11 protein-coding genes are annotated in these 12,336 nt (G+C 64.2%); 7 read left to right on the forward strand and 4 right to left on the reverse strand.

The genetic code is table 11. From position 1 onward, the window contains the following. Positions 1 to 19: 19 nt before the first annotated feature. The 4 genes from Q1A36_RS01685 to Q1A36_RS01700 form a co-directional block, all read right to left on the reverse strand. A complete protein-coding gene (locus Q1A36_RS01685; protein WP_299838805.1) occupies positions 20 to 2,185 on the reverse strand; it encodes an RNA degradosome polyphosphate kinase in 2,166 nt (721 codons plus the stop codon). 37 nt (positions 2,186 to 2,222) lie between these two features. After that, positions 2,223 to 2,912 carry a DnaA/Hda family protein gene (locus Q1A36_RS01690; protein ID WP_299838807.1) on the reverse strand — a complete coding sequence of 230 codons (690 nt, stop codon included), beginning with the start codon at positions 2,910 to 2,912 and terminating at the stop codon, positions 2,223 to 2,225. A gap of 3 nt (positions 2,913 to 2,915) precedes the next feature. Further along, positions 2,916 to 4,088, reverse strand: a complete 1,173-nt coding sequence (locus tag Q1A36_RS01695; protein ID WP_299838810.1) for an AI-2E family transporter — start codon at positions 4,086 to 4,088, stop codon at positions 2,916 to 2,918. A gap of 62 nt (positions 4,089 to 4,150) precedes the next feature. Then, positions 4,151 to 5,854, reverse strand: coding sequence for a pentapeptide repeat-containing protein (locus Q1A36_RS01700; protein ID WP_299838813.1), 1,704 nt, complete (start codon positions 5,852 to 5,854; stop codon positions 4,151 to 4,153). Between the two features lie 140 nt (positions 5,855 to 5,994). Here Q1A36_RS01700 and proS point away from each other — a divergent pair, with 140 nt between their 5' ends. The 7 genes from proS (at position 5,995) to Q1A36_RS01735 (ending at position 12,329) form a co-directional block, all read left to right on the forward strand. Next, the gene (proS, locus tag Q1A36_RS01705; RefSeq protein WP_299838816.1) at positions 5,995 to 7,350 is read left to right on the forward strand and encodes a proline--tRNA ligase; all 1,356 of its coding nucleotides are present in this window, start codon (positions 5,995 to 5,997) and stop codon (positions 7,348 to 7,350) included. Continuing rightward, a complete protein-coding gene (locus Q1A36_RS01710) occupies positions 7,347 to 7,835 on the forward strand; it encodes a DUF2937 family protein (RefSeq protein WP_299838818.1) in 489 nt (162 codons plus the stop codon). Before proS ends, Q1A36_RS01710 begins: the two co-directional genes overlap by 4 nt. 160 nt (positions 7,836 to 7,995) lie before the next feature. Beyond that, positions 7,996 to 9,180, forward strand: a complete 1,185-nt coding sequence (locus Q1A36_RS01715; protein ID WP_299838821.1) for an ABC transporter substrate-binding protein — start codon at positions 7,996 to 7,998, stop codon at positions 9,178 to 9,180. Between the two features lie 132 nt (positions 9,181 to 9,312). Next, complete coding sequence (locus tag Q1A36_RS01720) at positions 9,313 to 10,095, forward strand: ABC transporter ATP-binding protein (RefSeq protein ID WP_101754080.1); 783 nt, start codon at positions 9,313 to 9,315, stop codon at positions 10,093 to 10,095. Continuing rightward, positions 10,092 to 10,931, forward strand: coding sequence for an ABC transporter ATP-binding protein (locus Q1A36_RS01725; protein WP_299838824.1), 840 nt, complete (start codon positions 10,092 to 10,094; stop codon positions 10,929 to 10,931). Before Q1A36_RS01720 ends, Q1A36_RS01725 begins: the two co-directional genes overlap by 4 nt. A 1-nt stretch (position 10,932) precedes the next feature. Continuing rightward, on the forward strand, positions 10,933 to 11,322 hold the full coding sequence (locus Q1A36_RS01730) for a hypothetical protein (RefSeq protein ID WP_299838827.1): 390 nt from the start codon (positions 10,933 to 10,935) through the stop codon (positions 11,320 to 11,322). Continuing rightward, positions 11,322 to 12,329, forward strand: a complete 1,008-nt coding sequence (locus Q1A36_RS01735; RefSeq protein WP_101751101.1) for a branched-chain amino acid ABC transporter permease — start codon at positions 11,322 to 11,324, stop codon at positions 12,327 to 12,329. The genes Q1A36_RS01730 and Q1A36_RS01735 overlap by 1 nt, the downstream gene beginning before the upstream one ends. Positions 12,330 to 12,336: the final 7 nt, after the last annotated feature.

The raw sequence follows: 12,336 nt of genomic DNA on the forward strand, positions 1-12,336 counted from the left end.
ACCCGTCATCCCGCCGGGGTCAATCCGACGAATGGGTCAGCGCCGGCACGTCGCGATGCCCCGCCGTGCCGCGACCCGACAATGATGGATTTGCCATGAAGAAACGATGACAGTTGAACAGGTCATCGCGCCCCGCCGGCAGATAGCGGATATAGCGCCCGTCGGGCTGCAGGATCCAGCTTTGCGCCTCGTCGGCCATGTTCGCGGCCATGATCTGGCTGACGATCTGCGCCTTCACCGTCTCGTTCTTGCACTCGACCAGCGTTTCCACCCGGAAAGACAGGTTCCGCCCCATCCAGTCGGCCGAGGAAAAGAACACCCGCGCCTTGTCCGAGGGCAGGCCATGGCCATTGCCGAAGCAGACGATGCGCGAATGTTCCAGGTAACGGCCGACGATGGATTTCACCCGGATATTCTCGGACAGGCCCTTGATCCCCGGGCGCACGCCGCAGATGCCGCGAATGATCAGGCTGATCTTCACCCCGGCCTGGCTCGCGGCATAAAGCGCCTCGATCACGTCCTTCTCGATCAGCGCGTTCATCTTGGCCCAGATCGCGGCGGGCCGGCCCTGACGCGCCAGTTCCGCCTCGCGCTGGATCATCGCCAGCAGGTCCTCTTTCAGGTTCACCGGGCTGATCGACAGGTTTTCCAGACCTTCGGGGCTGACATAGCCCGAGAGATAGTTGAACACCTTGATCGCATCCCGCCCCAGCGCCGGGTCACAGGTGAACAACGACAGGTCGGTATAGATGCGGGCGGTGATCGGGTGGTAATTGCCGGTGCCGAAATGGGTATAGGTGACCAGCCGGTCGCCCTCGCGCCGCACCACGCTGCTGATCTTGGCATGGGTCTTGAGGTTCACGAAGCCATAGACGACATGAGCGCCCGAACGTTCCAGCCGCCGCGACTGGCGAATATTGGCGGCCTCGTCGAAGCGCGCCTTCAGTTCCACCAGCGCGGTGACGGACTTGCCCGATTCCGCCGCTTCGCAGAGCGCATCGACGATCGGGCTGTCGCGCGAGGTGCGGTACAGCGTCTGCTTGATCGCCAGCACATCGGGATCGCGCGCTGCCTGCGCCAGAAAGCGGATCACCATGTCGAAGGTTTCATAGGGGTGATGCAGCAGCATGTCCTTTTGCCGGATCGCCGCGAACATGTCGCCGTCATGGTCCTGCACCCGTTCCGGCACGCGCGGGGTAAAGCCGGGCCACAACAGCTCGCGGCGGTTGTCGAGCACCAGTTCCGACAGGTCAGCCATGCCCAGAAGTCCCTGCACCTCGACCATCTCGTCGGGATGGACCTCCAGTTCCTCCATGATCAGCGCCCGCATCCGCTCGGGCGCACCGGCGGTGATCTTCAGCCGCACCACGCTGCCACGGCGGCGGCGCTTCAGCGCGGTTTCGAATTCGCGCACCAGGTCATCGGCCTCTTCCTCGACCTCCAGATCGCTGTCCCTCAGCACCCGGAAGGCGCAATGGCCATTGTCGCGATAGCCGGGGAACAGGCTCGCGAGGTTCATCAAAAGCAGGTCTTCCAGCCGCAGGAAGCGTTCTGTTCCCGGCAGCCGGATGAAGCGCGCCAGCTGCGCCGGGATCGGCAACAGCGCCTGCATTCGCCGGTCGTCGCGGTCGCGCACCAGTTCAAGCGCCAGCGAGAAGCCGGCATTCGGGATGAAGGGAAAGGGATGCGCCGGGTCGATGGCCAGTGGCGAGAGCACCGGGAAGACGCTGTCCTGAAAATAGCGGCTCAGATAGGTCATTTCCTCGGTGGTCACGTCCTCGCGCTCGAGGATGGTCAGCCCCTGCTCGGCCATGGCACGGCGCAACCGGTTCCAGACTCCCTGCTGTGCGCCCATCAGCCGGCGGGCATCGGCATTGATCAGCATCAGCTGTTCCGAGGGCGTCAGCCCGTCATCCGAGGGCACGCCGTTCCCCTCGCGCACCAGCTCGCGCAGGCCCGCGACCCGGACGGTATAGAACTCGTCGAGGTTGGTGGCGCTGATCGACAGGAAGCGCAGCCGCTCCAGCAGCGGCACCCGCTCGTTCCGGGCCTCGTCCAGCACCCGCCAGTTGAAGCTGAGCCAGCTGAGTTCGCGGTTGAAAAAGCGCGCCGGCCCCTCGGGCGTGCCGCCGGGAACGTCTTGTGCCGGAGGGAAGGGATTACGAAGGAAATCGGCCTGGGTCATGTCTCGTCATGTGCTGGGCGGGGCAGGAACGGCCGGATCATGCGTCGGCGGTGGCCAGCTTGTCCAGCAACTCGGCAGCGAGCCGGCGGTTGACCGGCTTCTGGTCCGACATCGCCGCCTGATCCAGCGCCTCGACCAGCTTGCGCGCAAGGCCCAGGTCGCGGTCCATGCGCAGCACCAGCCAGTCGATCACGGCAGAAGGCACCGGCAATTGCCGGTCGGCGCACAGTTTCACCAGCACGGCGGCCAGCAGCGTCTCGTCGGGCGCGTCGATGCGGATCTGCGGCATGGCGTCCATGCGCGAGCGCAAGTCCGGCAGGCCCAGCCCCCAGTCGCGCGGCGGCGTGCGCGCGGTCAGCAGCAATTTGCAGTCGCGTGCATGGCAGAGGTTCCACAGGTGGAACAGCGCCTGTTCGGCCTCGGGCAGCCCGCCGACCCGATGCGCATCCTCGACCACCAGCGCGCCGCCATCAAAGGCCAGCGCATCGGTCATCTCGGGCAGCAGCATCCGGCCCGGGATCCGTTCGGCATCCTGTTCCACCGCCCAGAAGCTCGCCAGATGGGTCTTGCCGGCACCGGCCTCGCCGATCAGCAGCATCCGCCCCTGCGGCCAGGTCCCGGGCGCGTCCAGCGTGGCAAGCGCCAGCCGGTTCGCCCCGGCGACCAGGAAATCGCTGCGCGCATGGGCCGGATCGCCGGCGAGATCAAAGGTCAGCTGCCGCGCCACGGATCAGGCGGTCTCGTCCCGACCGGAAGCGGCGGCAGTCTCGACCCGGGCGATGTGACGCTCGGCCTCGACCGTGCCGCGCGGCACCAGTTCGACCAGCATCGGCTGCGCCGGCTCGGGCGGCACCGCCAGCCCGGTATAGACGCTGCTTTCGCGGTAGCGCTGGATCATGAAGCGGACGATGACGCCTAGCGCTGCGGCCAGCGGCACCGCCGCCACCAGCCCGACGAAGCCGAACAGCGCGCCGAAGACCGACAAGGCCAGAAGCAGCCAGACCGGGTGCAGCCCGATGCTGCCGCCGACGATCTTGGGTTGCAGGTAATTGCCCTCGACCACCTGCCCGATGATGAAGATCGCGGCCACCGCGCCGATCCACATCGGATCGCCCCAGAAACTGAACAGCGCGACCCCAAGCGCCGTGCCGCCGCCCAGCACCGTGCCGACATAGGGGATGAAGGACAAAGCCGCCGCCATGATGCCGATGAAGAAGCCGAAGGGCAGCCCGACCACCGCCAGCATCACCGAATACCAGGCACCGAGGATCAGCATCACCAGCCCCTGCCCGCGGATGAAGCCCGACAGTGCCTCGTCGATCTCATGCGCCAGCTGGCGGATCGTCGGGGCATGTTCGCGCGGCAGCAGCGTGTCGATCTTGGCGACCATGTGGTCCCAGTCGAGCAGCAGGTAGAAGGCCACCACCGGCACGATCACGAACAGCGCGATGACGCTGATGACGCCCGCGACCGAACCCATGACGGTCGACAAAAGCTCGCCCGCCCGCTCGCCAACGGCCGAGCCCACCTGCGACAGGGTCGAGGAGAGCGTGCTGCCCTCGGGGAAGAGGCTGGGGAATTGCGCGGTCAGGAAACGCTGCAGCCCGGCAACCATCTGCGGCCAGGTCTCGATCAGCGCCGTCGCCTGCCGCACGAGAACCGGCACGACCAGCAGGATGGCAATGACGAAGACCAGCACCGCAAAGCCGGTGATCACCACCACCGACATGGTCCGCGTGAGCCCCATCCGCTCCAGCCGATCAGCCACCGGGTCTAGAAGATAGGCCACGCCCGCGCCGAGGATGAAGGGCAGAACCGCGCTGCCCAGAAGCCACATGACCAGCAGCAGTATCGCCGCCGCGATGCCCCACCATTTCGCCTGTTTCTGAACCGGAATGCGCATGGATGGTCCCCTCTGGCCTTGAGGCTATGTGGCGGGTTGGGCGGGGGGATGCAAGGGTGTGGTCAGGGGGAGGTGGGTGGCGGGGGTGGTGTGTAGGTGGAGGGGTCGGCGAGCCAAAGGGCGTATTCTGTATCGAACGACGAAATATCAAGCTCCCAATTTGGCCAATGTGCTGGCTTCGGCCCTAGGTCATCGGGCCACACGACGGAAGCATCACCAAAAGCTCGTGCAACTTCTTTGATCGTCAGCTTGCTGACCGCTGACAAATCAACTGATCTAAAAGTTGCGCCATCAAGCGTAGCAAAGTCTAGCTTTGCACGCTCCAGCCTTGCGTACTCGAAATTAGCGCTGTTTAAGTTCGCCCGCCAAAGATTTGCCCCTTCAAGCTCAGCGGAATAAAAATTCGCTCCTTCTAGAAGCGCATTATTTAAGTCCGCGAAATTTAGGGACGCCAATGAAAGGTTCGCCCCCTCAAGCTTGGCGCGTCCTAGGTCCGCACCCGTCAATTTTGCCGCTCTTAAGTCGGCAACTTCAAGCCGGGCCTCTTCTAAACAGGCTCCTTCAAGAACAGCCCAACCAAGTCGTGCCCCCTCTAGTTGTGCATCGATAAGTATTGCTCCATCGAATCGTGCCCATCGCAAACCGGTGCCAGCCATTTGCGTGGCTTGAAGATTCGCGCCGTCTAATCTTGCAGCCTCCAACCGCGCACCAGTTAGCTGCGCCTTGCCCAATTGCGCTCCTTCCAATCGTGAATCATCTAGCAAAACACCACCAAGTCTAAATGCGCACAGTTGTGCGCGCTGAAGACAAGTCTGCCTCAAGTCCAATCGATATCCCTGATATTCGTGGCGCACCTGTCGCCGCTTACCGATTTGATCCCTAAAAGCATATGCGGAAGCGAGATTAACCGGTTGAAGGTCAGGTGGCTCTGACGAACCGTGGCTCGGTATCTCGAAAGGCCTTTCTTCAACGTCATCGGTTTTCTGACCATGCGCTGCCTCGTAACTCCTTTGCAACTCCGACCGCCGCTCAAGAACAGTAAGGGCGACCATGATATCGACACGAGGAGGAGGAAGGCTGCGCGCCCATTCGATGATGTTGCCATCGTAATAACCTGCTTCCGAGACTCCTCCCCAGCGTAGTTCCGCATATTTCTGATAAACAGCGAGCGTCTCGCCATCCGCATCGACTAGAGGTCGGGACCATTCGCCCAATGGGAATTTCTTGGCGATATTCGCGGGCGCATTGTTCCTAATATAGGCACATATGATCTCCATCACCCGGACATGATCGCGGCCCTTATCATAGGCCACTGAATCCTGCGCGATGCGTTCCAGCGACAGCAATCCGCCGATCCGCACCTCAAGGTTCGGCTCTGTGGTTTCCCGCGTCACCGGATTGCCGTCGTCGTTCTCGACGATCTTCTTGACGGTCTTTTCCGCACCCAACTGCTCAACCGCCTTCGCCAGCCGATCGGTCAGGTGACCTTCCTTCTGAAAGCCCAATGTCCGGTGCTTGATCCATGTGCCCCAGATCAGGAACGGCGCGGATAGGATCGCCACGATCAGCGCGCCCGCCCCCAGCGACCCCTCGCCTCCTGTCAGTATACCGCCAAGCACCACGAGCGCCGAGCCAAGTGCCAGCAGGAACAACAGTAGCAAGACGAATGAAACCGCCCTGCCCAGCAACCGTGCCCGCGACCAGTCCGGCGCATCGCTCACCCCCATCCAGTCCAGCAAGTCCTTCGGCGGCGTTTTGCGGGTCATGTGCAAGCCTCTCGATCAATTGATCTTTTATGCACATCGGGCCCCACTCCCCGCAAGCCTTCACCGCCATCGCCCTTGCATCAGCCCCCCGCTTGGCCCAGAAGGCCAAGGCAACACCACCTGCCGCCAGAGGGCCCATAATGCGTCTGTCCCGCTATTTCCTGCCGGTCCTGAAAGAGGATCCCAAAGAAGCCCAGATCGTCAGCCATCGGCTGATGCTGCGCGCGGGGATGATCAAGCAGCAGACGGCGGGGATCTATTCCTGGCTGCCCCTGGGCTACAAGGTGCTGGACCGGATCCAGCAGATCGTCCACCAGGAACAGCAGCGCGCCGGGCACATTCCGCTGCTCATGCCGACGTTGCAGCCGGCGGATCTGTGGCGCGAAAGCGGGCGCTATGACGATTACGGCGAAGAGATGCTGCGCATCAAGGATCGCCACAAGCGCGACCTGCTTTATGGCCCGACGAACGAGGAGATGATCACCGACATCTTCCGCAGCCATGTCAGCAGCTACAAGGACCTGCCGCTGACCCTCTATCACATCCAGTGGAAGTTCCGCGACGAGATCCGGCCGCGCTTCGGCGTCATGCGCGGGCGCGAATTCCTGATGAAGGACGGCTACAATTTCGACCTGACCAAGGAAGACGCGCTGCATGCCTATAACCGGCATCTGGTCAGCTATCTGCGCAGCTATGAGCGGATGGGGTTGCAGGCGATCCCCATGCGCGCCGATGGCGGGCCGATCGGCGGCGACTATACCCATGAGTTCCTCGTGCTGGCCGAGACCGGCGAATCCGAGGTCTTCTATGACAGCGAGATCACCGACCTGACCTTCGGCGACCGCGAGATCGATTATGACAGCGTCGAGCAGTGCCAGGCGGTGCTGGAGGAATTCACCAGCCGCTATGCCCGCACCGACGAGACCCATGATCAGGCGATCTTCGACAAGGTGCCCGAGGACCGCCGCCGCACCGCGCGCGGCATCGAGGTCGGGCAGATCTTCTATTTCGGCACCAAGTATTCCGAGCCGATGGGCGCCACGGTCGTCGGCCCCGACGGGGCGCGGGTGCCGGTGCATATGGGCAGCCACGGCATCGGCGTCAGCCGCCTGCTGGGGGCGATCATCGAGGCGAACCACGACGAGAAGGGCATCATCTGGCCCGAGGGCGTGACCCCCTTCCATGTCGGCATCGTGAACCTGAAGCAGGGCGATCCCTCGACCGACAGTGCCTGCGAGGCGCTGTATCGCGAGTTGAAGGCCAAGGGGCTCGATCCGCTTTACGACGACCGTGACGAGCGGGCGGGGGCGAAATTCGCCACCATGGACCTGATCGGCCTGCCCTGGCGCATCACCGTCGGCCCGCGCGGGCTGGCCAATAACAAGGTCGAGCTGACCAACCGGCGCAGCGGCGAGAGCGAAGAGATCGCGCCGCAGGATGCCGTCGCCCGTCTGGACGAGATCTACCGGCCGGTGCTGGCGGCCGCGAAGCTGTGACCGGGTTCCTGCGGCTGCTGGTGGCGCTGCTCTGCGCCGCCGGCCTGTCGCAGTTTCCGGCGTTTTCCGACCAGTACGTCCAGCGGCTTGGCGGGCAGGTCGATGCCCTGACCCGCGTGGCCGCCGAATTCGACGCAAGCGCGTCCCGCGCCGGCCTGACCCGCGAGGCGGCACTGGCCGATCTCGGCGGCAGCGAATTTCGCGATCTGCATCAGGGCGATATGCGCCGGACCTTCGACCGGCTCGAACACGCGGCGGCGGATCTGGCCATGCTGCGTCTGGCCGGCCCGCTGGAGCGGATGGCCTTGCCCCACCGGTTGCGCGACCGCGAAACCCTCGCCGCGACCTGGGGCGATTTCAGCCCCGCCGTCCCAGTGACCTTCGCCGGGCTGGCGGCGGCGGGCATCGGTTTCCTTCTCGGCTGGCTCATCTTCACCCTCCTCGCCAGCCCCTTCCGCCGGCGCGAGCGGTTGGGCTGGCGCTGACCCGGCGCGGGTGTCGGCCAGCCGGCAACAGGCATTCCGCCCGAAATCATGTCGAACTGCCCGAATAGGCAGGTCCGACACTGAGATATGATGCTTTTCTTTTGGGAATGCGCCTTTTAACCTGCCGCGCAGGACATTGTTCCAACTGGGAGACAAGCATATGAAAAAACTACTTCTTGCCGCCGCCACCGGCGCATTGATGGCCGGTGCCGCAGGCGCTGAAGATGTCAAGATGGGCATTCTGCTGGGCTATACCGGCCCGCTGGAATCGTTGGCCGGCCCGATGGATGCCGGCGCGCAACTCGCCATGAAAGAGGTCAGCGACTCGGGCAAGCTGCTGGATGGCTCGACCGTGACCGCCGTCACCGCCGACACCACCTGCATCGACGCCGCCGCTGCGACCGCTGCGGCCGAGCGCCTGGTGACGGCCGAGGGTGTCAAGGGCATCATGGGCGGCATGTGCTCGGGCGAAACCATCGCCACGCTGGAAAAGGTCGGGATGCCCAACGGCATCGTGATGATCTCGCCCTCGGCCACCTCGCCGGCGCTGACCTCGATGGAGGATGGCGGGCTGTTCTTCCGCACCGCGCCCTCGGATGCGCGCCAGGGCGAAGTCATGGCCGATCTCTTGATCGCCAAGGACATCAAGACGGTCGCTGTGACCTATACCAACAACGACTATGGCAAGGGTCTGGCCGACAGTTTTGCGGCTGCCTATGAAGCCAAGGGCGGCAAAGTCACCATCAATGCCCCGCATGACGACGGCAAGGCCGACTATACCGCCGAAGTGGCGGCGCTGGCCGCTGCCGGTGGCGATGCGCTGGTCGTGGCCGGCTATGTCGACCAGGGCGGCTCGGGCGTGACCCGCGCGGCGCTGGACACCGGCGCCTTCTCGACCTTCGTCTTCCCCGACGGCATGGTCGGCACCGCGCTGGAGACCAATTTCGGCAGCGAGACCGAGGGTTCGATCGGCATCAACCCGGCCTCGGAAGGCGATGGCCGCACCAAGTTCAACGAGATGGCGACGGCCGCCGGCTTCGACCCGACCTCGCCCTATGCCGGCGAGGCCTATGACGCGGCGGCGCTGATGCTGCTGGCGATGGAAGCGGCGAAGTCCAGCGATCCGTCCGTCTACAAGGACAAGATCACCGAGGTCGCCAACGCGCCGGGCGAGAAGATCCTGCCGGGTGAACTGGCCAAGGGTCTGGAACTGCTCGCCGCAGGCACCGACATCGACTATGATGGGGCCAGCTCGGTCGAGCTGATCGGCAATGGCGAAAGCGGCGGCAGCTTCCGCGAAACCGTCATGAAGGACGGCAAGCTGGACGTGGTCGGCTATCACTGATCGATCGAGGATCTGATCGAAGGGCCCGGTGCGGATGCGCCGGGCCTGATCGCACCTAGGGACTGCCAAAAGAACGGGGCCGGAACCGGCCATGCCCGCCGGAGCATGCGGGCGACCAGGGGGGAAGACGAGATGATCCGGGTCGAGGATCTGCACAAGCATTTCGGTGGTTTCCGCGCCGTGGACGGCGCCAGCCTGGTGATCGAGGAAGGCTCGATCACCGGCTTGATCGGTCCGAACGGGGCCGGAAAATCAACATTGTTCAACGTGATCGCCGGGGTTCTTAAACCGACCTCCGGGCGCGTGTTCATGGGCAAGGAGGATATTTCCGGCCTGCCCCCGCACGAGCTGTTCCACAAGGGCCTGCTCCGGACCTTCCAGCTGGCGCATGAGTTTTCGTCGATGACGGTGCGCGAGAACCTGATGATGGTGCCCGGCGGCCAGACCGGCGAGACCATCGTGAACACCTGGTTCCGCCGGGGCAAGATCGAGCAGGAAGAGGCCGCCTTGCGCAAGAAGGCCGACGAGGTGCTGGACTTCCTCACCATCCGCCACCTGACCCATGAAAAGGCCGGCAACCTGTCGGGCGGGCAGAAGAAGCTCCTGGAGCTGGGCCGGACCATGATGGTCGATGCCAATATCGTCTTCCTGGACGAGGTCGGCGCCGGGGTGAACCGCACGCTGCTGGGCACGATTGCTGACGCCATCCTGCGGCTGAACAAGGAACGCGGCTATACCTTCTGCGTCATCGAGCATGACATGGATTTCATCGGCAAGATCTGCAACCCGGTCATCGTCATGGCCGAGGGCAAGGTCCTGGCCCAGGGCTCGGCGGCGGATATCATGCAGAACGAGGCCGTCATCGAGGCCTATCTGGGCCGAGGCCTGAAGAACAAGGAGATGATCGGCGCATGAGCGACAGCGACGCAGATCAGGCCTTCGGCAAACGCGGAAACCGCGATGCCTCGATCGTCAACCCCAAGGGCCGGGGCACCGTCGACGGCACCCGCAAGTCCGGTGCCACCAGCCCGGCGGGCGAGAGCCTGCCCTTTCTCATCGGCGAGAACATGACCGGCGGCTATGGCCGTGGTCCCGACATCCTGCACGACTGCACCATTGCCGTCGATCAGGGCCAGATCGCGGTGATCGTCGGCCCGAACGGCGCCGGCAAATCGACCGCGATGAAGGCGATCTTCGGGATGCTGGACCTGCGCCAGGGCCGGGTCTGCCTGAACGGGCAGGACATCACCGCGCTGAACCCGCAGGACCGGGTCAAGGCCGGCATGGGCTTCGTGCCGCAGGTGAACAACATCTTCCCCTCGATGACCGTCGAGGAGAATCTGGAAATGGGCGCCTTCATCCGCAACGACGACATCCGCGAGACGATGGAGCAGGTCTATGAACTGTTCCCCGCCGTTGCCGCCAAACGCAAGCAGGCGGCGGGCGAGCTGTCGGGCGGACAACGCCAGCAGGTCGCGGTCAGCCGCGCGCTGATGACCCGCCCCAGTGTCCTGATGCTGGACGAGCCGACCGCCGGCGTTTCGCCCATCGTCATGGACGAGCTCTTCGACCGCATCATCGCCATCGCCCGTGGCGGGCTGCCGGTGCTGATGGTGGAACAGAACGCCCAGCAGGCGATGATGATCGCCGACAAGGCCTATGTTCTGGTGCAGGGCGCCAATGCCCATACCGGCACCGGCAAGGAGCTGATGGCCAATGACGAGGTGCGCCGCACCTTCCTGGGAGGCTGAGATGAAGCCCTCCCTCACCGCCCTCACCCTTCTCACCGTTCTTGCACCCGCCGCCGCTTCGGCTGCCGCCTCGGGCATCACCTGCCGCTTCAGCATGGAATGCCTCGACGACGATTGCGCCCCCACGCGCTACGAGGCCGACCTGGAGCTGACGCCCATGGCAATCGATGCCGGTGTCGCCAAGCTGGTCGCCACATTCGAGGATGACTCGGAAACCATCAAGTTTCAGGGCATGGACCAGAACGGCTTGCAGCGGCTCTACAATCTGGAGAGCGCTGCGGGCGCACGGCTGCTGACCGTCTGGCCCGACGGCGTCGCGCGCTATACCACCCATATCGCCGATCCGGCATCAAGCATCACCTATGTCGGCCGCTGCGAGGAACCCCGGTAATGGATATCCTGAACGCCCTCGTGGCCTTTCTGAACTTCGTCTTCATCCCCGCCGCCGCCTATGGCGCGCAGCTGGCGCTTGGCGCACTGGGGGTGACGCTGATCTATGGCATCCTGCGCTTCTCGAACTTCGCCCATGGCGACACCATGGCCTTCGGCACCGCCGTCGTGGTCATCGCCACATGGGGTCTGCAGGCCATGGGTATCTCGCTGGGGCCGCTGCCCACGGCGCTGCTGGCCCTGCCCGTCGGCATTGCCGCCACCGCGCTGCTGGTGCTGGCGACCGACCGCGTGGTCTATCGCTTCTACCGGGTGAAACGCGCCGCACCGATCATCCTGGTGATGGCCTCGGTGGGCGTGATGTTCGTCATGAACGGTCTGACCCGTTTGCTGATCGGCGTCGATGAATACCGCTTTGACGATGGCGCGCGCTTTGTCATAGATGTGCGCAGCTTCCGCGAATGGTCCGGCCTGCAGGAGGGTCTGGCGCTGAAGACCACGCAGGTGCTGACCGTGGTGGTCGCGCTGCTGGTGTGCTGGGCGCTGTTCCGCTTCCTGAACAAGACCAAGTCGGGCAAGGCCATGCGCGCCTATTCCGACAACGAGGATCTGGCGCTGCTGTCGGGCATCGACCCCGAGAAGGTTGTCCGACTGACCTGGATCATCGCCGCCGGCCTGATGACCATCGCCGGCACGCTTTACGGTCTCGACAAGTCGTTCAAGGCCTTCAACTACTTCCAGATCCTGCTGCCGATCTTCGCCGCCGCCATCGTCGGTGGCCTCGGCAACCCGCTTGGCGCCATCGCCGGCGGTTTCGTGGTGGCCTTCTCCGAGGTCGCCGTGACCTACCCCTGGGTCAAGGTCGCGGGCTACCTGTTCCCCGGATGGGAGCCCGGAAGCCTGCTGCAACTGCTGTCGACCGAATACAAGTTCGCCGTCAGCTTCGTCATCCTGATCGTCGTCCTGCTGTTCAAGCCCACCGGGCTGTTCCGCGGCAAATCCGTGTAAGGGGGCA

Source organism: uncultured Paracoccus sp. (assembly GCF_947487305.1).
Taxonomy (GTDB): domain Bacteria; phylum Pseudomonadota; class Alphaproteobacteria; order Rhodobacterales; family Rhodobacteraceae; genus Paracoccus.

Excerpts from the sequence above, each read along its gene's own strand:
- Q1A36_RS01685 (WP_299838805.1), bottom strand. The coding sequence starts at position 2,185 with ATGACCCAGGCCGATTTCCTTCGTAATCCCTTCCCTCCGGCACAAGAC.
- Q1A36_RS01695 (WP_299838810.1), bottom strand. The coding sequence starts at position 4,088 with ATGCGCATTCCGGTTCAGAAACAGGCGAAATGGTGGGGCATCGCGGCG.
- Q1A36_RS01700 (WP_299838813.1), bottom strand. The coding sequence starts at position 5,854 with ATGACCCGCAAAACGCCGCCGAAGGACTTGCTGGACTGGATGGGGGTG.
- proS (WP_299838816.1), top strand. The coding sequence starts at position 5,995 with ATGCGTCTGTCCCGCTATTTCCTGCCGGTCCTGAAAGAGGATCCCAAA.
- Q1A36_RS01715 (WP_299838821.1), top strand. The coding sequence starts at position 7,996 with ATGAAAAAACTACTTCTTGCCGCCGCCACCGGCGCATTGATGGCCGGT.
- Q1A36_RS01720 (WP_101754080.1), top strand. The coding sequence starts at position 9,313 with ATGATCCGGGTCGAGGATCTGCACAAGCATTTCGGTGGTTTCCGCGCC.
- Q1A36_RS01725 (WP_299838824.1), top strand. The coding sequence starts at position 10,092 with ATGAGCGACAGCGACGCAGATCAGGCCTTCGGCAAACGCGGAAACCGC.
- Q1A36_RS01730 (WP_299838827.1), top strand. The coding sequence starts at position 10,933 with ATGAAGCCCTCCCTCACCGCCCTCACCCTTCTCACCGTTCTTGCACCC.
- Q1A36_RS01735 (WP_101751101.1), top strand. The coding sequence starts at position 11,322 with ATGGATATCCTGAACGCCCTCGTGGCCTTTCTGAACTTCGTCTTCATC.